Origin of the sequence: Larsenimonas salina, assembly GCF_023736155.1 — a bacterium.
In the GTDB taxonomy this organism is placed as follows: Bacteria; Pseudomonadota; Gammaproteobacteria; order Pseudomonadales; family Halomonadaceae; genus Larsenimonas; species Larsenimonas salina.
Window position 1 is genome coordinate 66,333 of the sequence record NZ_JAMLJJ010000002.1, and the last position, 22,092, is coordinate 88,424.

21 protein-coding genes are annotated in these 22,092 nt (G+C 63.1%); 11 read left to right on the forward strand and 10 right to left on the reverse strand.

What is annotated here, in order from left to right; genetic code table 11:
- Positions 1-246: 246 nt before the first annotated feature.
- The 5 genes from NAT23_RS05590 to NAT23_RS05610 form a co-directional block, all read right to left on the reverse strand.
- Complete coding sequence (locus NAT23_RS05590; RefSeq protein ID WP_251926261.1) at positions 247-642, reverse strand: hypothetical protein; 396 nt, start codon at positions 640-642, stop codon at positions 247-249.
- 76 nt (positions 643-718) lie between these two features.
- Entirely contained in the window at positions 719-2,128 is a 1,410-nt protein-coding gene (locus NAT23_RS05595; RefSeq protein ID WP_251926262.1) for a 4Fe-4S binding protein, read from the reverse strand.
- Positions 2,128-2,979, reverse strand: a complete 852-nt coding sequence (locus NAT23_RS05600; protein WP_251926263.1) for an FTR1 family iron permease — start codon at positions 2,977-2,979, stop codon at positions 2,128-2,130. The genes NAT23_RS05595 and NAT23_RS05600 overlap by 1 nt, the downstream gene beginning before the upstream one ends.
- A gap of 115 nt (positions 2,980-3,094) precedes the next feature.
- The gene (locus NAT23_RS05605; RefSeq protein ID WP_251926264.1) at positions 3,095-3,424 is read right to left on the reverse strand and encodes a cupredoxin domain-containing protein; all 330 of its coding nucleotides are present in this window, start codon (positions 3,422-3,424) and stop codon (positions 3,095-3,097) included.
- A gap of 76 nt (positions 3,425-3,500) precedes the next feature.
- Positions 3,501-4,022 (reverse strand): iron transporter, encoded by a 522-nt coding sequence (locus NAT23_RS05610; protein ID WP_251926265.1) that lies wholly within the window; start codon positions 4,020-4,022, stop codon positions 3,501-3,503.
- 205 nt (positions 4,023-4,227) lie between these two features.
- Between NAT23_RS05610 and NAT23_RS05615 the strand changes: the two genes are divergently transcribed.
- The 6 genes from NAT23_RS05615 (at position 4,228) to NAT23_RS05640 (ending at position 11,759) form a co-directional block, all read left to right on the forward strand.
- On the forward strand, positions 4,228-6,282 hold the full coding sequence (locus tag NAT23_RS05615; RefSeq protein ID WP_251926267.1) for a tRNA(Met) cytidine acetyltransferase TmcA: 2,055 nt from the start codon (positions 4,228-4,230) through the stop codon (positions 6,280-6,282).
- Positions 6,283-6,318: 36 nt separating this feature from the next.
- Complete coding sequence (locus NAT23_RS05620) at positions 6,319-7,773, forward strand: aminoacyl-histidine dipeptidase (protein WP_251926269.1); 1,455 nt, start codon at positions 6,319-6,321, stop codon at positions 7,771-7,773.
- Between the two features lie 174 nt (positions 7,774-7,947).
- Positions 7,948-10,008: an FUSC family protein gene (locus NAT23_RS05625; protein WP_251926280.1), complete on the forward strand. Its 2,061-nt coding sequence runs from the start codon at positions 7,948-7,950 to the stop codon at positions 10,006-10,008.
- Positions 9,998-10,216 carry a DUF1656 domain-containing protein gene (locus NAT23_RS05630; protein ID WP_251926282.1) on the forward strand — a complete coding sequence of 73 codons (219 nt, stop codon included), beginning with the start codon at positions 9,998-10,000 and terminating at the stop codon, positions 10,214-10,216. The genes NAT23_RS05625 and NAT23_RS05630 overlap by 11 nt, the downstream gene beginning before the upstream one ends.
- 17 nt (positions 10,217-10,233) lie before the next feature.
- Complete coding sequence (locus tag NAT23_RS05635) at positions 10,234-11,166, forward strand: efflux RND transporter periplasmic adaptor subunit (protein WP_251926284.1); 933 nt, start codon at positions 10,234-10,236, stop codon at positions 11,164-11,166.
- Positions 11,167-11,321: 155 nt separating this feature from the next.
- Entirely contained in the window at positions 11,322-11,759 is a 438-nt protein-coding gene (locus NAT23_RS05640) for a DUF3465 domain-containing protein (protein ID WP_251926286.1), read from the forward strand.
- A gap of 16 nt (positions 11,760-11,775) precedes the next feature.
- Here the strand turns inward: NAT23_RS05640 and NAT23_RS05645 are convergent, their stop codons facing one another.
- Positions 11,776-12,243, reverse strand: coding sequence for a YchJ family protein (locus NAT23_RS05645; RefSeq protein WP_251926288.1), 468 nt, complete (start codon positions 12,241-12,243; stop codon positions 11,776-11,778).
- 131 nt (positions 12,244-12,374) lie between these two features.
- Between NAT23_RS05645 and NAT23_RS05650 the strand changes: the two genes are divergently transcribed.
- Positions 12,375-13,202 (forward strand): HDOD domain-containing protein, encoded by an 828-nt coding sequence (locus NAT23_RS05650; protein WP_251926290.1) that lies wholly within the window; start codon positions 12,375-12,377, stop codon positions 13,200-13,202.
- Positions 13,203-13,252: 50 nt separating this feature from the next.
- Here NAT23_RS05650 and NAT23_RS05655 read toward each other — a convergent pair whose 3' ends face one another.
- From NAT23_RS05655 to NAT23_RS05665, 3 genes are read right to left on the reverse strand one after another with little or no spacing between them, the layout of a single operon-like run.
- Complete coding sequence (locus tag NAT23_RS05655; protein WP_251926291.1) at positions 13,253-14,008, reverse strand: amino acid ABC transporter ATP-binding protein; 756 nt, start codon at positions 14,006-14,008, stop codon at positions 13,253-13,255.
- Complete coding sequence (locus NAT23_RS05660) at positions 14,005-14,655, reverse strand: amino acid ABC transporter permease (protein WP_286009971.1); 651 nt, start codon at positions 14,653-14,655, stop codon at positions 14,005-14,007. Before NAT23_RS05660 ends, NAT23_RS05655 begins: the two co-directional genes overlap by 4 nt.
- Positions 14,656-14,700: 45 nt before the next feature.
- Positions 14,701-15,453 carry an amino acid ABC transporter substrate-binding protein gene (locus NAT23_RS05665; protein WP_251926295.1) on the reverse strand — a complete coding sequence of 251 codons (753 nt, stop codon included), beginning with the start codon at positions 15,451-15,453 and terminating at the stop codon, positions 14,701-14,703.
- A 296-nt stretch (positions 15,454-15,749) separates the two neighbouring features.
- Here NAT23_RS05665 and NAT23_RS05670 point away from each other — a divergent pair, with 296 nt between their 5' ends.
- The 4 genes from NAT23_RS05670 to NAT23_RS05685 all read left to right on the forward strand — a co-directional run bounded on the left by NAT23_RS05670 (position 15,750) and on the right by NAT23_RS05685 (position 20,899).
- Positions 15,750-17,183: an NAD-dependent succinate-semialdehyde dehydrogenase gene (locus NAT23_RS05670; protein WP_251926297.1), complete on the forward strand. Its 1,434-nt coding sequence runs from the start codon at positions 15,750-15,752 to the stop codon at positions 17,181-17,183.
- Positions 17,184-17,327: 144 nt separating this feature from the next.
- On the forward strand, positions 17,328-18,140 hold the full coding sequence (mutM, locus tag NAT23_RS05675; RefSeq protein ID WP_251926298.1) for a bifunctional DNA-formamidopyrimidine glycosylase/DNA-(apurinic or apyrimidinic site) lyase: 813 nt from the start codon (positions 17,328-17,330) through the stop codon (positions 18,138-18,140).
- Between the two features lie 170 nt (positions 18,141-18,310).
- Positions 18,311-19,501, forward strand: coding sequence for a class I SAM-dependent rRNA methyltransferase (locus NAT23_RS05680; RefSeq protein ID WP_251593569.1), 1,191 nt, complete (start codon positions 18,311-18,313; stop codon positions 19,499-19,501).
- Between the two features lie 216 nt (positions 19,502-19,717).
- Positions 19,718-20,899 carry a YeeE/YedE family protein gene (locus tag NAT23_RS05685; protein WP_251926763.1) on the forward strand — a complete coding sequence of 394 codons (1,182 nt, stop codon included), beginning with the start codon at positions 19,718-19,720 and terminating at the stop codon, positions 20,897-20,899.
- 25 nt (positions 20,900-20,924) lie between these two features.
- Here the strand turns inward: NAT23_RS05685 and NAT23_RS05690 are convergent, their stop codons facing one another.
- Positions 20,925-22,079: a GGDEF domain-containing protein gene (locus NAT23_RS05690; protein WP_251926300.1), complete on the reverse strand. Its 1,155-nt coding sequence runs from the start codon at positions 22,077-22,079 to the stop codon at positions 20,925-20,927.
- Between the last annotated feature and the right edge of the window lie 13 nt (positions 22,080-22,092).

Below are 22,092 nucleotides of genomic sequence, written 5' to 3' on the forward strand. Positions count from 1 at the left end.
AAGCGGCAGGGGCCGGTCTGCATTTAATCAATCGTTATTAATGTAATAGGGTGCGATATTCGGCGGATTTGCCTCCGTTTCCTTTCTGAGCTGCCCTTTGGCCTCGCGCGCAAACTACCGCTCTCTGCCGTACAGGCAGTGTGTAACCAATCGCAGAGGGGCGTGCTCAGGGCCGGCCGCGACTGCGTATTTCGACAGCCGGCGTCGAAGAGGTAGAGACGCCCCAAATGCATGGGGCGCTCGATATTACGGCGATGTGGAGTAGGTGGTGGCGCTCTTGGGCGCGCTTTCCTGGCCCTCAGGGCAGGTTCGGTTGGTGGTCGAGAGCGTGCGCCCGCTTTGGCCTGAGCAGACGGTGGCCCGGTCGGGCTTACCGTCGTAATCCTCGAGCCGGTAGTTGTCGGGCACGTAATTGGAACGGCTGTGCTCGGTCTCGGGCGCGATCAGGACATTGGCGTCGAGTCGGTCGACGCGTTGGTTGTCGTGTCGTTCATTGTAACGGTGGTCGCGGCGGTGCTCGGGCGCACGCTCGATACCCTGATTGCTGACGCTGTGATCGCGCTGGATGATCACGGTCTCGGCGGTGGCCGTGAGTGAGGTGGCCATCAACGCGATCAAGAGCGGCGTGTTTAAACTACGCATGGAAAACCTCCGGTGGGGCGTTTTCTCAGTATCGGCCGAACGCGCCGGTTGTCGAGCGCATCCGCGGCCACTCTTATTACCACCCCCAGAACATCAGCCACCAGGCGGCGAGCACCGGCACCATTGACAGCATGAGACCTGCAAGTGCAAAGCCTCGCCGGCCGGTGGAGACGGTGTGGCGGGCGATGATGCGCGCCCCCAGATAAAGGCTCCAGAGCGTGCCGGCCGCGAGCAGTGCCGCGCGGGCGTCATTGAGCCAGAAAAGCGTCAGGCCATCGCCTCGAAGCAGGGTGACAGTGGTGGCGGTAAGCCCCAGAAACACCCCAAGCCCACCGAGCGGGATCAGCGCGTGTGAAAGATGCCACAGCCGCTGCCACGACCAGCGCCCGATCAGGCGATTGGTCAGCGCAAGTGCTGTGCTGATGAGCAGGCCCATGACCAGGGCGGTCGTCAGGATGTAGCCGATCAGGAGCGCGCCATCGAGCAGGTTGAACACATCGTTTTGCGCGGGGTAGTTGGTCAGAAGCCACCAGGGCGCGTGGGTGGTCAGCGGCCATAGAATGTCGTGCTCGACCAGCCACACGGCGACCGCCTGTTTGACGACCACGAACCAGGGGCTTGCCGACCAGTGAAACGCGCCGATCGCCACGCCAAACAGCCCGAACGCCAGCAGGATGAAGTCGGCTCGAGTGGCGCGGGTGGCGCTTTCGAACACGACTTCATCGGCCGATGAGCGGGCGGTCAGCGTAATGGCGCCCTTGTGGCCACTGCACTTGCCGCACATGTGGCACGGGCTTGCACTCTGGAGCTGCTTGAGCGGCACCAGCGGCGGACAGTGCACGGCTTCATGACGAATCGCCTCGCCCGAGTGCTCGCGGTTGAACGCGGCCCACTGGGTCTTGTCGGCGCGAAAGTGCACCGGCGCGAGCTTTGAAAGCAGCATGAACACGCCGTTGACCGGGCAGAGGTGGCGACACCACACCCTCGTGCCCCGGCCGTAGATCAGCCCGACTGCCACCGCCGCGACGGTCGAGCCGCCGAGCACGGCGAGCGCCCCGGTCGGGTACTGATAGACGCTTGCCATCTGACCGTAGAGCGTGGTGCCAAGAAAGCCGATGAAGGGCCAGCCCTCCCAGCGGAGCCATTTCGGAATCGCGCGGCCAAGGCCTACGCGGCTGGCGGCCTCGGTCAGGGTGCCTTCGGGGCAGAATACGCCGCACCAGACGCGCCCGAGCAGCACCATGCTGATGAGTACGAACGGCCACCAGAGGCCCCAGAACACGAACGCCGCGAACACCGTCAGATTGGTGAGAATGTGGTCCTGATAGCTCGGCAGCGGCAGCAGCGCCGGCACGATCAATAAAAACGCGTACACACCGACCACGACCCACTGCACGGCCTGAATCGGGGCTCGGTTGCGCCGCATCCAGTGGCCGAACGCCTCAAGGCGTGGCGCGCGGGGCGCGCTCTGGGCACAGCCGCCCATCAGCGTGGGCTCCCGGCCGGCTCGACCGGCGCCTGCACCCGGCGCGACTGCCAGCGAAGCAGCGCAATGACGGTGAGCCCGTAAAGCCCATAGGCGATGACCATGGTCTCGGCCGGAAAGGCCCGGTAGCCGGCAAACGTCGCCAGCAGCCCGCCAAGGCCCGTGCTGTCATCGAGCCAGGCGCTGGTGTCCCAGAGCGGGTCGATGCCCGCCGGCAGCCAGCCAAGGCCGATCAGTTTCTCGACCCCGCTGACCAGAAGCGACGAGGCCAGCAGAAGCAGCATCACTTCGGTCACGCGGAAAAACCACGTCCAGGAAAAGAGCCTGGAGCCGAGCTGCATCGCGTAGAACGTCAAAAGCGCCAGCGCAAAGCCTGCGGCCGCGGCGGTGAGAAAGCCCGCAAAGCCGCCCATCTGAAGCTGGGCCATGCCCATGCCGTAGAGAAACACCACGGTTTCGCTGCCCTCACGCGCCACTGCAATGGCGACCAGCACCGCAATGCCCCAGTAGCGTGCGCGGTCGACGCTTTTCTCGAGCCCCGCGTGAAGTTCCCGCTTGAGCGTGCGCGCATGACGTCGCATCCAAAGCACCATCTGCGTGATCAGAGCGCACGCCAGAAGCACCATCACGGCCTGAAACACATCCTGGGCTTCCCCTGCGAGGAAGCTGTCGGCGCTCATCAGGGCAACACCGAAAAGACCTGCAAGGCCGAGGCCTGCGGCCACACCGAGCCACAGATACAAAAGCCCGGTGCGGGCGCCACTTTGTGTGAGCCAGGCGTAGACGATGCCGATGATCAAGATCGCTTCGACGCTTTCACGCCAGACCACGAACAACACTTGCTGCCACATGGGTAAGACTCCTGCACGGTCGAGTGCCTATGGGGCGGTCTTGGTGCCGCCTGGGTCGGTTGGTAACGACGATTGGGTCGTTTTAAAACGAGGGCTGGGCGCTTCGGCTGGCGAGTTATTTTGCGATGAGCGTGCCGCGGGCGTCCGGCAGATGAAATTCATCGAAAAAGTCGTAGTGACCGGGCTTCAAGGGATGCACGACCACGAACGAGCTGACGCCCGGGCCCATCACCTTTTCCTTGCGCATCGAGGTGCTCTCGAACTCAACCGGCGTGTTGCCGGTGTTGTGCAGTTCAATCTTGAAACGCTCACCGGCCTTGACGTGCAGCGTTTCGGGCTCGAGCGTGCCGTTATTGAGGGTCAGCGTATAAGCGGGGAGCTTGGCTGCGTGGGCGGTGCCCACACCAAGGCCCAGAAGAAGCACGGCTAGCAGTAGAGGGTTCATCAGCGGTATCCGGTGGATGTCTTGACGTCATGCGATGTAAGCAGGGCGTCGGGACACCGCCCTGCCTGCCTGAAACTCAGTAGCCGCCTTTCTTGCCGACGCCTGCGTAGGTGAAGTCGTAGTCGACCGAAAGCGGCTCGTACCACGCACTGACGCCGGTTTCCTTGTCGACGTGGCGCTGCATCTCGGGGTGTTTGATGGTGAAGGTGAGGTGATACTTGCCGGGGCCATCGAGCTTGACGTTGGCGCCGTAGTGCGGCCCGTCGCTTGCCACCATCGGCATGAAGTCGCCTTCGATCGGCGTGTCGCTGCCGTTTTTGGTCAGCCGGTAGTGCACGCTGAGTGCCGGGATCCAGCTGCCGGGCTCGAAGCCGTTGGTGTTATCCTCCAGCGCGTGAATGTCGGCCTCGAGGTGAATGTCGGCGTCCTTGGCGGGCAGTTTCCCGGCCGGCTCCATCGTGACCGGCTGCAGATACACCGCCGCGATTTCCATGCCGTGCTCGTGCTTGGGTTTGCCGATGGGGTACTCGAGCGCGAGCGCGGAGGTTGAAATCAGGGTCAGGGCGGGCAGGGCCCAAAGCGTACGGCGAGAAATCATGGTCGGTATTCCTGCGTGAACGGCGTTATACGAAAGACCCTATCGGGTGCGAATACGCCTATGGGGCGTTAGCAAATGAGAATCATGTGCAGGGCGAATATAGCGCGCTTAGTCAAACCTTAAAAGATCAACGTTTGGCGTAGACGCGCCATCGTGCAATCGCGCCGAACGTGTCGATCAGACCGTGCATTCAAGAGGAGAGGGTATGGCGCAGGCAGAGGCCATGACGCGGGCCGACGTTCGGACCCTACAGGACAAACTCCGCGCGCGACGCCACCGGGCGCTGCTTTGGTGGTCGGGTGACCCTGACGTCCTTCGGGCGCGGGCGTGGCAATGCCTTCCAGACGCGGGGGAGGTGCTGTGGGTCGGCGCGCCGCCGGAGACGGCCGCCCATGTGCACCCGGTGACGGTGAAAGCGGCGCGCCAGTGGCTTGGGCGCGAGACCGACATGGTGGTGCTGGAGGCGTTCGAGGGCATGGACCCCGATGCGCTTGGCGCGCTTTCCGGCACGGTGCGCCCGGGCGGCGTCATGCTGCTGTTGCTGTCGGAGCAATCCGCGCAGGCCTCGCGCGTCGACGGCCGTATTCGGCGACTTCTTGCCGAGTTGCCGGCGCTTCCCACTGACGCGGTGCCGACCGGGCCTGCCGGTGAGACGCCCCTCAATGACCCGAGTTACGGCGCCGTGACGTCTGATCAGGTGCGCGCGGTCGAGGCGCTTCTGGCCTTGAAGCGTCGCCGGCCGCTGGTGATTACCGCCGATCGCGGCCGGGGCAAGAGTGCGGCGCTGGGGCTTGCCGCCGCCGAGCTGCTGCGCCGAGGGCAGACAACGCTCTACGTCAGCGCCCCCCGAAAGGCCGCGGTTGCGCCGCTCTTTGCCCGGCTCGAGGCGCAGCTTCCGGGCGGCACGCTCGAGGGCGGCGTATTTCGCTATCAAGATCAGAGCGTGCGCTTCGTGCCGCCGGATCAGCTCGGTGAGGTCGGCGGCTCTGGCACGACGCTTTTGATCGATGAGGCTGCGGCGCTGCCGGTTCAGTACCTCTCTACCGCCCTCGAGCGATTTCCCCGCATCGCCTTCGCGTCCACCGTGCACGGCTACGAAGGCGCCGGGCGCGGGTTCGAGCTGCGCTTTCGGGCCCGGCTCGATGCCCGCACCCCGGACTGGCGCGCGCTTGAGCTCACCACGCCCATCCGCTGGGCGGACGGCGACCCGCTCGAAGACGCCACCGACCGTTTGTTGTGTCTGTCCGCGCGGCCCACGCCGCTTGACCCCCATGTGACGCCCGCGACCCCATCCCCTTGGATTGAACGGCTTGACCGAGCGCGTCTGGCCTCGGACGACGCGTTGCTCGAGGCCGTGTTCGGCCTTTTGGTGCAGGCGCATTACCGCACCTCCCCCAGGGATCTGGTGCAGCTGCTTGACGGCGAGGGGGTGGCGGTGTGGGCGGCGTTTGATGGTGAGGTGGTCGTCGGCGTTGCGTTGAGCGTTGATGAGGGTGGCTTTTCCGAGGCGCTTTCCCGCGCCGTGGCTGACGGCCATCGTCGGCCCAGGGGGCACCTGATGGCGCAGTCGCTTGCCCTGCACCTTGGGCTCGAGGCCGCGGCGCAGTGCCGGCATCGGCGTGTCATGCGCGTCGCGGTTCATGAGGCGCGACGGCGCCTCGGGATCGGGGCCCGGTTGATCGAGGCGCTGGCGGCCGAGGGTCGTCGAGACGGCATCGATGCGCTGGCGGTGAGCTTCGGACTCGATGACCACCTGCCTGCGTTCTGGGCCGCGCAGGCCTTTTCGGTGGTGCGTGTGGGGCTTGGCCGGGAAACCGCCAGCGGCGAACATGCGCTGATGATGCTGCGCCCGCTGACGGACGACGGCCAGGCGTTGACGCGTCAGGCGCACGCGCGGCTGGCATCGCTCTGGTCCGAGTGGCTTAGCGTTGAACTTCAGACGTTGCCCGCGGCGCAGATGGCGTGGGTCACCGCGCATTTGACGCCCCCGGCGCTTGCACCGGATGACGATGCGCTTATCGACCGGTTTGCGCATGCCAACGCGCCCTGGGCACTCAGCCGAGCGAGCCTCAGGCGGTGGCTGTGGCAGACCGCGTTTGAGCGTTTAGCCGATGAGCGTTTGGCTGATGAGGGGATGCCAGCGGCGCTGGCGCTGTCGTTTCAGGGGCTTGAGTGCGTAACCGATTCCGCGCAGGTGCCCGAGGGTCGCGAGGCGCGCATCGGCTGGCTTCGACGCTGGGTTTCTTCCAGGCGGGGCTGAGGGCTATGCTTTGGAAACGATCAAGGAGCTTCAATCATGAATGACCATCTGGATACGCTGGCGCCCGAGCCGCTGTGGCGCCACTTTCGCACGCTGTGCAACACCCCGCGCCCGTCCGGCCGGGAGCAGGCCATCCTCAAGAAGATCACGGACTGGGCCGACGCGCGCGGGCTTGAGTACGAGTTCGATGAGACCGGCAACCTGTTGATACGAAAGGCCGCTACTCCCGGCCATGAGGACGCGCCCGGCGTGGTGCTTCAGTCCCACGTCGATATGGTGAGTCAGGCCGACAGTGACATCGATCACGACTTCGAGCGCGACCCGATCGAGACCTTTGTTGAGGGCGGCTGGCTCCACGCGCGCGGCACGACCCTAGGCGCCGACAACGGCGTCGGTGCGGCCGCGGCGCTTGCGATTCTTGAAGACGACGCGCTCACCCACGGACCGCTTGAGGCGCTCTTTACCATCGAGGAAGAGGCGTCTCTTGTCGGTGCGCGCCATCTGGCGCCGAACTGGCTGCGCGGTGAGTATCTCTTGAACCTCGACTCCGAGTTCCGCGGTGAGGTCTACATCGGCTGCGCCGGTGGCAACGACGTCAAGGTCGATCACGACTTCAAACAGGTCGAGGTCGAGTCAAACCAGCAGGTGCTCGAGGTCAGCGTCAGCGGGCTGGTCGGCGGCCACTCGGGCATGGACATCGACAAGGGGCGTGCTAACGCCAACGTGCTGCTGGCCAGCGCGCTGTGGGCGCTGCGCGATACCGGCGTGCAGCTGGTGAGCTGGAGCGGTGGCACCATGCGCAACGCCATTACCCGAGACGCCAGCGCAACCATCGTGGTGCCGGCCGAAGCCGAGACGCTGGTGGGCGAAACCCTTCGGGCGTTCGAGCAGCGTGAGCGCGGGCTGTATCAGGGCATCGACGACGGCCTTCGCATCGAGGTCACTCAGGCCGCGACGCCTGCCCGTCAGGCGCTGTCGCAAGACGACAGCCGGCGGCTGCTGGCGGTGCTCGCGGCCATGCCCTACGGGATCGATCGCATGAGCGTGGCGGTGCCGGGCGTGGCGGAAAGCTCCAACAACATTGGTGTGCTGCGCCTCGAGCACGGTCATCTGCACCTGGGCGCGATGGTGCGGGCGTTGAATCTTGACAGCGCTGAGGCGCTCAACGAGCGGTTCAGAGCGCTCTTTTCGCTGATCGACGTTGAGGCGATTGCCGGCGAGGGCTACCCCGGTTGGGCGCCGAACGCGCAGTCGCCGCTGTTGGCGCGGTTCATCGAGCTGCATGAGCGTGAAGTCGGTGCACCTGCCGAGGTCAAGGTCATTCATGCAGGCCTTGAGTGCGGCATCATCGGGGCGAAATACCCGGGGCTCGACATGATTTCCTTCGGCCCGACCATTCTCGGGGCGCATTCGCCCACCGAGCGGGTGGAGCTCGAGGCGGTCGAGGAGTTCTATCGCCTGCTTCAGGCGATGATCGAAGAGCTTGCCTGAGTGCGCGTAACTCCCTTGAACAACGCCGGCATCATGCCGGCGTTTTCGGGTCGGGCGCTTGTCGGGAGCGGGCTTCTGTGAAATACTAAGCACCCTTACTAATTAACGCTCGTGTTCGCGCCGTCTGCTGTCGGCGCTTTTTTCGTTTATTCAACGAACACTTTTGGAGTCCCCATGAACGCGCTTTGGGCTGACCGGCTGATCATGGCCTTGAAGACCGCCATTGCCGTGGTCATCAGTCTCTACATTGCCATTCGGTGCGATCTGGTGCAGCCGGCCTGGGCGATTCTCGGGGTGCTCCTGGTGACCGTGCAGCCGATGATGTTCACGGGCGCCACGCCGCCGGTGGGTGTCATGGTGCGTCGGGGTATCGCTCGGCTTATCGGCACCGTGGTCGGTGCGCTCGCGGGGGTGGTGCTGATTGCGCAGTTCGGTCAGCAGCCGATGCTGTTCGTTGTGGCGGCCGGGGCCTGGCTCGCGTTTTGCACCTATTGCGTGATGCTTTTGCAGGATGAGCCGTTGAGCTACACCATGATGCTCTGCGGCTACACCGCCACCATGGTGTCGCTGTCGGCGATCGGCCACGACCCGACGCAGGTGATCAATTACGCCATTGGCCGAACCGAGGAAACCGGGCTCGGCATCGTGGTGGGGCTTTTGGTCAATATCGTGTTTCTGCCGAAGTTCGGCAGTGACCGCCTGCCCGGTGCCATTACGGCGTTTTTGAAAGACGCCGCGCTTCAAACCCGGGACGTGCTCGATGGCCGGGTTGGAAATGACAGCCTCGAGCGCTATCGGGCACTGCTCGAGCGTCAGCGCCAGATGGATCAGACCCAGGGCATGGCGCGTTTCGAGCACTGGCGCTACCGAGTCTATCGTCAGCCGCTGGCGCGGTTTTCAAGCGAGAGCCTGACGCTTTTGTCCTCGATTCGTGATCTTGAAGGCGCGCTCGAGCGGCTTAGGCGTCAGCCCGGCGGGGATGCGCCCGCGGATCAACTGGCCGAGCGACTGGTTGCCCGGCTCGAGGCCTGGCAGAGTCTGGATGAAAACGGCCGGCTCGATGAGGCAGCGCTCGAGCGAATCGAGCCGCCTGAGCTTTCAGGGCTTGCCCCGCCGACGCAGGCGTGTCTGACGCTTGCGCTGTCCCGGCTTGAGGATATTTTGAACCGGCTGCGCCACGGGCAGAAGCTGCTGGCGACGCTTCATACCGGCAAGGCCCCGCGGGAGCTGCCGCGCCGGGTGCGCGGCACCTACCTTCATCTCGAGCATGGCGTTGCCCGCTTCAACGCGTTTCGCGTCTTTGCAGGGTTCGTGGCGCTGGGGCTTTTCTGGGTGCACAGCGGCTGGCACTCAGGGTATTTCGCCATGATGATGATGGCGGTCTTTTGCGTGCTGTTTGCCAAGGCGCCCAACCCGCACAAGATCGTCTTCCAGTTTCTGATCGGTACGGCGCTCTCGGTGCCGGTGGCGATGTTCTATTCCTTTATCCTGTTTCCGGCCTTGAACGGGTTCTGGCTGATGGCGATCAGCCTGGCCGTGCCGGTGGGGCTGACGGCGCTGATGCTGCCGTATCCGGCGCTTGCGGCCTCGCTGCCGGCGATCATTAATCTGTCGATGACGCTTAACCTGAAGCGTGAGCTTGTGATTGCGCCGGAAACGCTGATGAACTCGTCGATGGCTTCCATCGTTGGCACCGCCGCGGCTGTGGTGGTGTTCCTGCTGTTTCGTCAGCGCCCGGCCGCCGCGCGGCTCGAGGATCTCTTCAACGGGTTCTGGGAAGAAATTGCCCGGTTGGGCAATCCACGCGACGCGCTGCCCAATCTGGGGCGGCTTGAAATCCGGCTGCACGACCGGCTCGGGCGCATGCTCGCGCTTGGGGACAGCGAGCACCGCCTGCGGTTTGCAACGCTTTTGCACGGGTTGGGGCTCGGGGTCTGGCGGCTTCGCCGTCATCGCCGGGCGCTGGATGAGCGCGACGCGCGCCTCGAGGCATTCGACGCCTGGCTCAAGCGTCTGACCGAGGAGCTCAACGACGCCGAGGATCTCCAGGGCATCGATGTGGCCCGTGCGCGCAAGGGCGCCACCGAGGCCATCGACTGGGCGCGGCATTTCTATCATGAGCGTGTCTCGGGCATCGAGGTCGCCGCCGAGCTCGAAATGCTCAGCCATTTATTGAGCGAACTGGGCACGCGTGCCCCCGACGACACCCAAGGAGGCCTCGCGCATGCTCACTGACTGGTCGATGCTCGGGTTCTTGCTGCCGCCGATCGTGGTGCCGGTGATCGTGGCGCTGGTGGTGCACTATCTGACCCGGCGCCTGTGGTCCCGGCTCGGGATCTATCGGTGGTTCTGGCACCCAAACCTTGTGGACATTGCCTTTTTTGCCTTGTGGTTCTGGGTCGTCATGGCGATATGGCCCGGTCAGGCCCCGGCGCCTTTTTAATCAGTAGGGAGTAACGGATGCCGCGTATCAATCGAAAACCGTTGAGGCTGTTGTTGACCTGCGCCCTGCTGGTGCTTGCAACGATCGCCGTGGTGCAGATCTGGCAGCACTACATGCACGACCCCTGGACACGTGACGGGCGCGTGCGGGCGGACGTGGTGCGTGTAGGCGCCGACGTCTCGGGGCTGGTCGACGGCCTGTCGGTACACGACAACGAGTACGTCGAGAAGGGTCAGGTGCTCTATACCATCGACAAGGCGCGCTATCAGCTGGCGCTCGATCAGGCCAAGGCCAACCTCGATCAGCTCAAGGTGGATCTGGACAACATGCGACAGCGCTATCAGCGCCGCAGGCGGCTGAAGCAGTTTGTCTCCGCCGAAGAACGTGACGACGCCGAATTCAGCTACCGGGCGGCCCAGGCCTCGGTCAATCAGGCCAACGTCGAGGTTCGAAAGGCCGAACTTGATCTTGACCGTGCAATCGTTCGCGCGCCGGTGGACGGCTACGTCACCAACCTCCTGCTGCGCCCGGGGCAATACGTAAGCTCTGGCACCGAGACGCTGACAGTGGTCGATGCCCACAGCTTCTATGTACTGGGCTACTTCGAGGAAACCAAACTCGCACGCATCCAGCCCGGCATGCACGCGCGCATCAAGCTGATGAGCTGGGAGACGCCGATCACGGGGCACGTGCAAAGCATCGCCCGCGGCATTGCCGACAACAGCCTGACCAGCCACGCCGAGGGCCTTCAAAGCGTTGACCCGACGTTTGACTGGGTGCGTCTGGCCCAGCGTATTCCGGTGCGCATTGCCATCGACCACGTGCCGGAGGGGGTGACGCTGGCCGCAGGGCTCTCGGCCACGGTTTACATCGGAGATCCGCTGCCGGCGGATGAATCTAAGTGGCAGGCCGGGCTTCGGCGCTGGCTTGAAGGGTTTTTCAACGTCTGAGCCGGCCCGCAGCGGCGCAACGAACGCGGGACGGGCCAGAACCTGGACAGCACGGCGGCCCTGGGCCGCCTTTTTTGTGCCTCGGCGTCTATTCTATGAGGCTTATCCCAGGGCTTATCAAAATCGGCGTGAGTGCCAAGGCGAGGAGTGAGCGAGTGACATCGAGAACGCGTACGTGGCGGGAGTACCGGTGGGGCGTCGGGGTGCTATCGATGCTTTCGGTGTTGGTGGCGCTGTTGGTTGCTGCGCCTTCACAGGCGGACAATGACGCCCTCTGGCAGGCGTTTCTGGCAAAGCGCGAGGGCGTTCAGGTCGCGGGTGCAGGTACGGTGACACGGGTGCTGAAAGATGACACCCGCGGTCGTCGCCATCAGCGCTTCATCCTCGAGCTCGACCACGATCAGACCGTTTTGATCGCGCACAACATCGACCTGGCGCCCCGAGTCGAGGGGCTTGAACGCGGCGACCGGGTCGAGTTCTACGGCGAATACGCCTGGAACGCCAGGGGCGGTGTGGTGCACTGGACCCACCGCGATCCCGGCAGGCGCCACATCAATGGCTATCTGATCGTCGACGGTCAGCGCTACTGGTAATGCGGTCGTCGCCGATTCAGGCGCCGCAGCAGCGCTTGTTCTTCTTGCCGCTGCCGCACGGGCAGGGCGCATTGCGCGAGACCGGCTCAGGCGTTGGGTTTTGAACGCCGTCGAGGTAGTACCAGAGCCCATCCTCGCGCACGAACCGTGAGCGTTCGTGCATCACCTGCTCGACGCCTTCAGCCAGAAAATGAGCCTTGAATTCGACCTCGCCCCGTCGGCGCTTTTCGGTATGAGACAGCACCTCAAGGCCCGTCCAGGCCACCTCGGGGCGCGACAGGGTGTCGGCGTCGAGTGTCTTGCGCTCAAGGCTCTGGGGCGCCCAGGTCTCGAGCAGGTACGCGCCGAGTCCGCCGAGGGCGAAGGCGCTGTAGCGCGAGCGCATTAGCGCCTCGCAGGTCGGTGCCGGGCGCACGCGGTCATGAAAGATCTGGCAGCAACGGTTGTAGGGCAGGCCGGACTGGCAGGGGCAGGACGTGGTCATAACGCTCTCGTCAGGGTGTTTCGGAACTAGCCTATCAAGAATTGATCCGGGGTGCCGTTGACCCTCCCATAACATCGGTCTTAGTTCACAACGTCAACGACGAGTTCGAGCGTATCCCCGGGGAAAACGATATGGATCAATTGTTCGAAAAAATTCATCAACTGCCCAATGTGCCCGAAGTGGTCATGGAGCTTCTGGAAAACTTCAATAACCGCAACATCAGCGTCGATGAAGTCTCCTCGAGCATCAAGAAGGATCCGAACCTATCGCTCAAGGTGCTGCGCATGGCAAACTCCGCCCGCTATGGCGCCGGGCGCAACGTGGCCTCGATCGATGACGCGGTGATGCTGCTTGGCTTCGATTGCGTGAAGACGCTGGTCATCGCCTCAGGCGTCACCTGTGCGTTCAAGGAACTGCCTGGGCTTGACCGGCGAGAGTTCTGGCGGGAATCGTTCATGGTGGCCAACATCGCCAAGACCATCCTTCGCAACAGCAAGCTTAAAGGCACGCTGCCTGAAACCGCGTTTACCTGCGGCATTTTGCACAACATCGGTCTGACGCTCATGCACATCGGCGAGCCTGAAAAGATGCTTCGCATCGACAAGCTGGTCGAGCAGGGCGCGATTCGAAGTGAGCTGGAGCAGAACCAGTTCGGGTATGACTACACCCAGGTCGGCGCGGAGCTTGCCCGGCGCTGGCGCTTCCCGGAAACCATCCGCACGGCGCTCGAGTATCAGAACGCGCCCTTGAGCGCCGAGCCGTTCTCGCCCTACGCCGCGTCGGTGCATCTGGCGTCCTACCTCTACCGCTGCATCGTCAACGGCAAGACCGAGGAAGAGGCGTTGAGCCAGTTCCCGGCCGACGTTCGAAAGCCGCTGTCGCTGGATCTATTGACGCTTTATGAAGAAATCGTCGAACTGATGCGCCACGACGACGACATCGACGCCATTCTCGCCTGATTCCGGGCCGATCCTGATCCTTGAAACGAGGGCCGCCGATGCGGCGGCCCTTACTCTGAAGACGCCGCCTGTGGGCCCAACACCTTTCTCAGGAAGTTTCTCGTCCGCGGGTCCTTCGGAGCACTGAACAGCGCTTCCGGCGGCCCCTGCTCGACGATGTTGCCACCGGACATGAAAATCACCCGGTCGGCCACATCGCGGGCGAACTGCATTTCGTGGGTGACCACCAGCATGGTCTGACGCTCCTGAGCGAGCTGTTTCATGACGGAGAGCACTTCGTCGACCCACTCAGGGTCAAGCGCGGAGGTGGGCTCATCGAAGAGAATCAGATCCGAGTTCGCCGCCATGGCCCGGGCAATGCCGACGCGCTGCTGCTGTCCGCCGGACAGCGCCGCCGGGTAGGCCGTGTGCTTGTCGTTAAGCCCCACACGGTCGAGCAGCTCGCCGGCGCGGGCGTGCGCCTTCGCCTTCGGCCAGCCATCCACCACGATCAGCCGTTCGGCCACGTTCTCGAGCGCGTTCTTGTTGGCAAACAGGGCGTAGTTCTGAAACACGAACGCCGTCTTGCGTCTGAGCGTCAGTCGGTCATCGTTCGAGACGCGGTCAAAATCGACGTGATGCCCGCCCAGCGTGATATGGCCCTGATCCGGGGATTCCAGCATGTTGATGCAGCGTAAAAGGGTGGATTTCCCCGTACCGCTTGGCCCGATGACCACGATGATCTCGCCTTGCTCGATGTCGAGGTCGATGCCATTGAGCACCGGCGTATCGCCGAAAAACTTGGTGAGTCCGCGCACGGTGATCATCGTTGATAGGCCTTGTTGAGTTTGCGTTCCATCAGTTTCTGAATCCGCGACAACAGCTCGACCACTACCCAATAGATCACCGCCACCGTCAGAAACGCCTCGAAGTAGAGAAAGCTGCTGGAGGCTTCCTTCTGAGTGGCGCCCATCAGTTCGGTCACCCCAAGGGTAAAGGCAAGCGAGGTCGACTTGATCATGTCGATGAAGTAGTTCATGAGCGTCGGCACCGCGATGCGGGTGGCCTGAGGCAGCACGATCCGGCGCATCAGCTGCGACTGGGTCATGCCGATCGATAGCGCCGCCTCGGTCTGGCTGCGGTCAATCCCGACGATGGCCGCACGGATCGACTCCGCCATATAGGCACTGAAATGCAGCGTCAGCCCTAAAATGGTGGCGGTCACGCCGTCGATCTTGACCAGCGATTCGATCAGCTGGGGCAGGCCGTAATAGAACAGAAACAGCTGCACCAGAAGGGGCGTTCCGCGAAAGAAGGAAATGAACAGTTTTGCCGCGCCGTTTATAAGCGGTGGTTGAACGACGCGGACAATGGCCAGCCCCGAGGCCAGCACCAGCGCACACAGCATGCCGGCGCTGGCCATGCCGAGCGTGATGGGAAGCTTGCCGAGCAGGTAGGGAAACAGCTCGGCCATGTAGCCAAAATCAAGAATCTGCACGATCGGCCTCGTATTTACTGCTTAGGGAGAGGTGATGTCGGCGTCGAACCATTTTTCTGAAATGGTCTTCAGCGTGCCATCCTGCCTGAGCTCGGTCAGCGCCTCATCGACGCGGTCTCTGAGCGCAAGGCCGTCCTTGGTGTCACGAAACGGCAGGGCGTTTTCGATCTTGGAAAACGGCTGGCCTGCCAGTTGCAGTGGCATCGGGGTTTGCTTGATGACCTGAGTGGCGCTGACCCGGTCCATCACGAACGCGTCCGACCGGCCAAGCGCCACGTCCTGTTCGACGTTGCTGTCGTAGGTCTTGATCGTGATCTTGTCGGCGTTGGGCAGCTGTTCGAGAAGCTGTTCGTAGTTGGTGCCAAGGTTCACGGCAACGGTCTTGCCCGAAAGATCTTCCGGCCCATGGATCGAGTCGTTGCCTTTTTTGACCACGACCTGAGCGCCGTCATAGACATAGGGCTGGGTGAAGGCGTACTTGGCCTTGCGCGCGTCGGTGATGGTGATCTGGTTGGCGATGGTATCGACCCGGCCTGAATCCAGCATGCCGGCAAGGCCCGAGAAGCTTGCTGTCACGAAGGTCACGTCTTCACCGATGCGCTTGCCGACGGCGTTCATCACGTCGATCTCGAAGCCTTGAAGTTCACCGTGTTTCGAGAACGTGAACGGGAAATAGTTGCCGGACATGCCGACCTTGATGTCGGCGTGGGCCGGGAGGGCACCCAGCGTCAGTACGGTCAGGGCAAGGGTGGATGCCAGTCGTTTGAATGTCATTTGAGCACTCTCCAATTGCAAATCGGTCTAGGGAACATGGTACGACAAACATGTAATACCGTCATAAGAGAATAAATTCATATGCGATTTTGTTTTATTTGATCGGTTCTGGCTTGTCCGAAACGGATGTTTATCAAATAGGCTCCCGGTGGTTACTGAATAGAGCTTGGGTGTTTATTGAATAGAGCTTGGGTGTTTATTAAATGGTGTCGTGGTGTTTAAAATAAGAAACATCGCGTGGTTCGGCCTCCCTGCGTGTTGCGGTGGGCCGGGCCATGAACAGACAGGAGTGCTTCATGTATTGCGATACCCAGCTTTTCATTGACGGCCAATGGCGTCCGTCGGCGACGGGCGCCACCCTCGACATTGAAAACCCCGCGACCGAAACGGTTATCGGCCACGTGGCCAAAGCCTGTGAGGCTGATCTCGAGCAGGCCGTCACAGCTGCATCAAACGTCTTCAAGACCTGGAAGACGCGCTCGCCGCTCGAGCGCGCCAAGATCATGCGTCGCGCCGCCGAGCTTCTTCGTGAGCGTGTCGAGCGCATCGCCGAGCTGATGACGCAGGAGCAGGGCAAGCCGCTTGCCCAGTCGCGCGCAGAGCTTTTAGGTGCGGCGGAGACCATCGACTGGTTCGCCGGCGAAGCGCAGCGCGGCTACGGCCAGGTCATCCCGGCCCGCGCTGATGACGTGCAGCAGCTTGCGATCAAGCATCCGGTTGGCGTGGTGGCCGCGTTCACGCCGTGGAATTTTCCGGTCAATCAGGTGGTGCGAAAGCTGTCTGCAGCGCTTGCCACCGGCTGTACCATTATCGTCAAGGGCCCGGAGGAAACCCCGGCCTCGCCGGCTGAGCTTGTACGCGCCTTCAGTGATGCAGGCGTCCCTGCCGGTGTGATCAATCTGGTCTATGGCGTGCCGGCCGAGGTCTCCGAGTATCTGGTGCCGCACCCAAACGTTGCGAAGATTTCCTTTACCGGCTCGACGCCGGTCGGCAAGCACCTGGCCTCGCTCGCCGGTCAGCACATGAAGCGAGCCACCATGGAGCTGGGTGGCCATGCGCCGGTATTGATCTTTGACGATGCCGACCTTGACGCTGCCGCAAAGGAAATGGCGCAGGCGAAATTTCGCAACGCAGGTCAGGTCTGCATTGCCCCGACCCGGTTTCTGGTGCAGGCCTCGGTCTATGAGGCGTTTCTCGACAAGTTCGTTTCCGAGGTGCGCGGGCTGACCCAGGGCAACGGCATGAGCGATGGCGTGACCATCGGCCCGATGGTGCATGCGCGCGCCCGCGACAATGTGGAGGCGTTTGTCGAAGACGCCGTCGAGCGCGGCGCGACCGTGCTTGCCGGGGGCGCCCGCGGCGACGGTGCCGGCTATTTCTTCCAGCCGACCGTCTTGAAGGACGTGCCGACGGACGCCCGCGCCTGGAGCGAAGAGCCCTTCGGGCCGGTGGCGCTATTTAATCGATTCGAGACCTATGATGAGGCGGTCGCCGAGGCCAACCGGTTGCCGTTTGGACTTGCGGCCTACGCCTACGCCCGTGATCACCGCACGGTATCGAACCTCACGCGGGACATCGAAAGCGGCATGCTGACCATCAATCACAATGGCATCGGCCTTCAGGAGACGCCGTTTGGTGGCATCAAGGAATCCGGCTATGGCACCGAAGGCGGCAGCGAGGCGATCGAGAGCTACCTCGAGACCCGTTACGTCTCTCAGGGAGCGCGCTGAGTTCACGCCCGCGCCGTGCTAGACTCCACCAACGCCGGCCTTGCCGGCGTTTTTTGTTGATACAGGTGTGTCGGCGTGGATGTGGCGTACCGTCACGCCCACGTCGGCGCGTTGGTTCACGTCCGGTTCAATGGCGACTTTTTCATGCCCGAATTACCCGAAGTGGAAACCACCCGTCGAGGCATCAAGCCCTACGTCGAGGGCTTCGAGATCACCGAGGTGCGCGTGCGCTTTCCGACCCTGCGCATTCCGGTGCCATCCGGGCTTTACGAGGCGCTCGTCGGGCAGACCGTCGAGCGGGTTGGCCGCCGCGCCAAGTACCTGTGCATCGAGGCTGGACCGGCCAAGGTGCTGTGGCATCTGGGCATGTCGGGCAGCCTCCGGCTGGTCGAACTTGGCACGCCGCCGAAAAAGCACGATCACATCGACTGGGTGATGTCCTCGAACTGGGTGCTTCGCTACCACGACCCGCGCCGGTTCGGGCTGATCGATCTGGTCGATGACTGGGCAACCGATACACGCCTTGCCTCGCTCGGGCCGGAGCCCCTGTCGGAGGCGTTTGACGGCGATCATCTGTTCGAGCGCACCCGAGCTCGCCGCGCGGCGATCAAGAACGTCATCATGGATAACGCAATCGTTGTGGGCGTGGGCAACATCTACGCCAACGAGGCGCTCTTCATGGCGCACATCGATCCGCGCCGCGAGGCAGGCACTCTCGACATCGCCGAGTGCCTGAGTCTTGTCGCGGCGATCAAGAAGGTGCTTGCCGCCGCGATCGAGCAGGGCGGCACCACACTTCGCGATTTCGTAAGCGGCCAGGGTGAACCCGGCTACTTTGCCCAGCGCTTGAACGTCTATGGCCGCCGCGGCGAGCCGTGCCGCGTCTGCGGCCATGAGCTTACCGGTGAAGTGATCGGTCAGCGCGCGACGGTCTTTTGCACCTGGTGCCAGCGCTGACCGCCCGGGCACGCGCCGCTGGGTGGCCGAGCGGGTGCGCCGGGGTGGCTTACGTCGGCGGCGCAGCCGTGTATCATTTGCTCATACGCCACTGACGGCGCGTTTCGTCGTCAGGTCATACTCTGGCCTCTGGCCCCAAGGATGCGAGTGTTTCCATGTCCGATGTTTCCGTGACGCAACATTTAAGGCTCAAGAAAAACGCGGACAAGCGTTTGAAAGCCGGCCACCTCTGGCTGTATTCCAACGAGATCGACAACGATCAGTCGCCGCTCAAGGCGTTCGAGCCAGGGGCGCAGGCGATTGTTGAAGCCGCCGGCGGCAAGGCGCTCGGTGTGGCCTACATCAATCCGCACTCTCTGATCTGCGGACGCGTGGTCTCGCGTGACCCCAATGTCCGGCTCGACCGGTCGCTTTTAGTGCACCGATTCAAGCAGGCGCTGGCGCTGCGTGAGAGTCTGTTCGACAAGCCGTTCTATCGTCTGGTCTACGGCGAGGGCGATCTGTTGCCTGGGCTTGTGATTGACCGCTTTGGCGATGTGGTCGTGGTTCAGATCAATACGCTCGGAATGGAAAAGGTCAGGGACCAGATCATCGATGCGCTCAACAAGGTGATCGAGCCGTCGGTCATCGTGTTCAAGGGCAACACCACCGGGCGCCAGCTCGAGTCGATGGCGCCTGAGATCGAAGTGGTGCAGGGCACCTTGCCCGAGCGCGTGCTGCTCGAGGAAAACAGCACCCAGTTCGAAGCCCGGGTGATCGACGGTCAGAAAACCGGCTGGTTCTATGACCACCGCATCAACCGCGCGCGTCTCAATGAGATGGTCGAAGGCCGGCGCGTGCTGGACGTGTTCAGCTACACCGGCGGCTGGGGCATTCAGGCCGCAACCCACGGTGCACGCGAGGTGATGTGCGTCGACGCCTCTGCCAGCGCGCTCGAACAGGTTAAAAGCAACGCCGCACTCAACGGGGTCGAGGACAAGGTGTCGACCCTGATGGGGGATGCATTCGATGTCTTGTCGGACCTGAAGGCCGAAGGCGAGAAATTCGATGTGGTCGTGCTCGATCCGCCCGCGTTCATCAAAAAGCGCAAGGACATCGCCAACGGCGAGCGGGCCTATGGTCGGCTCAACCGCGAAGCGATGCGGCTGCTGGGCCGTGACGGCATTCTGGTCTCGGCGTCCTGCTCGATGCACCTGGCCGACGACCGGCACATCGACCTTGTGCGCGGCGCGGCGCGTCATCAGGACCGCAACGCCCAGATCGTTCACCAGGGCCACCAGGGGCCGGATCACCCGATTCACCCCGCCATTCCCGAGACCGCCTATCTGAAGGCGCTCGGTGTGCGCGTGTTCAGAGACTGAGCCGCGCTCCTGCCCGCAGGCCGTCCTCTCGATGGCGGCTCGGGCAGCGCGGTTACGTACGACTCATTCGGCCGAACGGCGTCTATCAAGGGCGCCCTTCGGCCGAATCGATTTTTAACCCTCACTCTCAGGCGATAACCACGCGCCATTAACGTGTTCGAACAGGAGGTGGGCATGGCTCGCTTGAACGTGGTGGACGGGGCCAGCCGGCGCCCCATGATGCAAAAAGGGCCGGGCGTTATGGCACTTGCTGTGCTGGCCGTCGGGCTCTTGTGGCTTGCAGGGACGGTGAGCCCTGCACAGGCCGGGCTACTTCTGACCGGCGCCGGGCTTGGCGTGGTGCTCTATCACGCCGCGTTCGGGTTTACCTCGGCCTGGCGTCGGGTGATCGTCGAGCGGCGCGGGCGCGGCCTTCGCGCTCAGATGGTGTTGCTTTCGGTGGCGGTGGTGCTGTTTTTCCCGCCGCTTGCCAGCGGGACGCTCTTTGGTCACGCCGCAGAAGGCTTTGTTGCCCCCATTGGCGTCTCGGTCGCGGTCGGTGCGTTCATGTTCGGGCTTGGCATGCAGCTCGGCGGCGGCTGCGCCTCGGGTACCCTCTTCACGGCCGGCGGCGGCAGTGCGCGCATGATGGTCACGCTTTTGTTCTTCATCCTAGGTTCGGTGCTTGCGACCGTGCATTTTGACTGGTGGATGGCGCTGCCCGCCTTTGCGCCGGTGTCGCTTCCGAAAATCCTTGGCCCAACCAACGGCATCTTTCTGAGCCTTGCGCTGTTCGGTGCGATCGCGCTGGGAACGGTCTGGCTCGAAAAACGCCGTCATGGTGGGCTGGAGGCGGTGTCTTCGCCGAAGACTCAGGGGTGGGCACGTCTACTGCGTGGACCATGGCCGCTTTTGGCCGGGGCGGTGGCGCTTGCCGTGTTGAACTTTGTCACGCTGTCTCTGGCCGGGCGCCCCTGGGGGATCACCTCGGCCTTCGCGCTATGGGGTGCCAAGGGGGCAAGCCTTGTTGGAATCGACCCGTCGAGCTGGGCCTACTGGCAGGCGCCTGATCGAGCTGCGGCGCTTGATGCGCCGGTATGGCAGGACATCACCACGGTCATGAACGTCGGTATTATTGCAGGGGCAATGCTGGCGGCGGCCCTTGCCGGGCGATTCGCGCCAAATATTCGCATTCCTGCCCGCTCGCTGATTGCGGCGGTTCTTGGTGGGCTGCTGCTGGGCTACGGCGCGCGCATTGCCTTCGGGTGCAATATCGGGGCGTACTTCAGCGGGATTGCCTCGGGAAGCCTTCACGGCTGGCTCTGGCTGGTGTTCGCGTTTGCCGGCAATATGCTGGGCGTTCGTCTGCGGCCCTTTTTCTTTCGTGCGCCCTACACGCCGTCGGTGAAGGGATGCTGATAGACGTTGACTCCAGGCGCGGCGCTTACTCGGTTAGGGCGTGATGTGACAGACAGACTCGGTTGCGCCCTGCGTGTTTCGCTTGATAAAGCGCGGCGTCGGCTGCGTTGACGGTGGTGTCAAACTGCTGAACGAGCGTGTGACTGACGGCCACTCCGATGCTGACGGTGACGTCGAGTGCGCCGCGGGAGAGCTGAAACGGGAGCTTGGCGATCGCCAGTCGAACCGCTTCAGCGCGCTGCCGCGCTGTTTCCAGGGAGACACCTGGCAGCACGACCAGAAATTCCTCGCCGCCCCAGCGGGCGATCAAATCATTGTCACGAAGCGTCTGACGAAGGCGGCTGGCGAATTCGCTCAGTACCGTATCGCCATCGTCATGGCCGTAGCAGTCGTTGACGCTTTTGAAGTGGTCGATATCAAGCAGCAAAACGGCATTGACGCGTTCATCGCTCGTGCAGGTGGCGTCGAGGCGCGTGGCCACACCGCGCCGGTTGATCAGCCCGGTCAGCGGGTCCGTTTCGGCTTGCTCGATCAACTGTTGATTGGCCCACTCGCTGGTCATCGCGATCAGACCGAAATAGACCATGATGCTTGAGACCTGATCGAAAATCATCGGCCCCTGGCCGGCGCTTGTCATGGTCACGACCTTGTCGCTCAGGGCAATCTGCACAAGGCCCAGCATGAAACTCAGTAGATAGCTTGTGAAGGCGGCGCCCACGACGTATTGCGACCAGAGGCGCTTATGTCGGGCCCGATAGATTTCGACCACGACCAGCGCCGACCCCATGCCTGCCAGTGCATAAATCAGTGCTACCTCAAGCGCCATCGACCCCGAAAGCGCCGGAAGAATCGGATAGCTGATGCCGGTCAGCATGATCAGTAAAAGCGCCCACGCAAGCTTTCCGGGCCTTTCATAGAAAAGGCGCAGCCCGCTCCAGGATAGGGCCATGCTGGCCACGTAGGCGCCGAACATGATGGCGCCTAGCGCGGGGGCGGGCATGGTGTTCTGGGGCACTGACAGCGCGATGAGCGAGCCAAGGGTCGATGCTGCAATCGCGCCGCCCCAGCACCAGAGGTAACGTGTGCCGGGGCTCTTGGCGATCATGACCGCGAAGACGATCATAAAGCCCACTCGGCTGAGCACACTCGAGAAATGAAATGTGGTGATATCAAGCTCCATACGGCGTGTGCTC

Coding starts and splice junctions, on each gene's coding strand:
- NAT23_RS05685 (WP_251926763.1), top strand. CDS start 19,718: ATGATGCAAAAAGGGCCGGGCGTTATGGCACTTGCTGTGCTGGCCGTC.
- NAT23_RS05645 (WP_251926288.1), bottom strand. CDS start 12,243: ATGACCACGTCCTGCCCCTGCCAGTCCGGCCTGCCCTACAACCGTTGC.
- NAT23_RS05595 (WP_251926262.1), bottom strand. CDS start 2,128: ATGGGCGGCTGTGCCCAGAGCGCGCCCCGCGCGCCACGCCTTGAGGCG.
- NAT23_RS05670 (WP_251926297.1), top strand. CDS start 15,750: ATGTATTGCGATACCCAGCTTTTCATTGACGGCCAATGGCGTCCGTCG.
- NAT23_RS05630 (WP_251926282.1), top strand. CDS start 9,998: ATGCTCACTGACTGGTCGATGCTCGGGTTCTTGCTGCCGCCGATCGTG.
- NAT23_RS05665 (WP_251926295.1), bottom strand. CDS start 15,453: ATGACATTCAAACGACTGGCATCCACCCTTGCCCTGACCGTACTGACG.
- mutM (WP_251926298.1), top strand. CDS start 17,328: ATGCCCGAATTACCCGAAGTGGAAACCACCCGTCGAGGCATCAAGCCC.
- NAT23_RS05660 (WP_286009971.1), bottom strand. CDS start 14,655: ATGGCCGAGCTGTTTCCCTACCTGCTCGGCAAGCTTCCCATCACGCTC.
- NAT23_RS05650 (WP_251926290.1), top strand. CDS start 12,375: ATGGATCAATTGTTCGAAAAAATTCATCAACTGCCCAATGTGCCCGAA.
- NAT23_RS05610 (WP_251926265.1), bottom strand. CDS start 4,022: ATGATTTCTCGCCGTACGCTTTGGGCCCTGCCCGCCCTGACCCTGATT.
- NAT23_RS05605 (WP_251926264.1), bottom strand. CDS start 3,424: ATGAACCCTCTACTGCTAGCCGTGCTTCTTCTGGGCCTTGGTGTGGGC.
- NAT23_RS05625 (WP_251926280.1), top strand. CDS start 7,948: ATGAACGCGCTTTGGGCTGACCGGCTGATCATGGCCTTGAAGACCGCC.
- NAT23_RS05600 (WP_251926263.1), bottom strand. CDS start 2,979: ATGTGGCAGCAAGTGTTGTTCGTGGTCTGGCGTGAAAGCGTCGAAGCG.
- NAT23_RS05620 (WP_251926269.1), top strand. CDS start 6,319: ATGAATGACCATCTGGATACGCTGGCGCCCGAGCCGCTGTGGCGCCAC.
- NAT23_RS05635 (WP_251926284.1), top strand. CDS start 10,234: ATGCCGCGTATCAATCGAAAACCGTTGAGGCTGTTGTTGACCTGCGCC.
- NAT23_RS05590 (WP_251926261.1), bottom strand. CDS start 642: ATGCGTAGTTTAAACACGCCGCTCTTGATCGCGTTGATGGCCACCTCA.
- NAT23_RS05655 (WP_251926291.1), bottom strand. CDS start 14,008: ATGATCACCGTGCGCGGACTCACCAAGTTTTTCGGCGATACGCCGGTG.
- NAT23_RS05690 (WP_251926300.1), bottom strand. CDS start 22,079: ATGGAGCTTGATATCACCACATTTCATTTCTCGAGTGTGCTCAGCCGA.
- NAT23_RS05615 (WP_251926267.1), top strand. CDS start 4,228: ATGGCGCAGGCAGAGGCCATGACGCGGGCCGACGTTCGGACCCTACAG.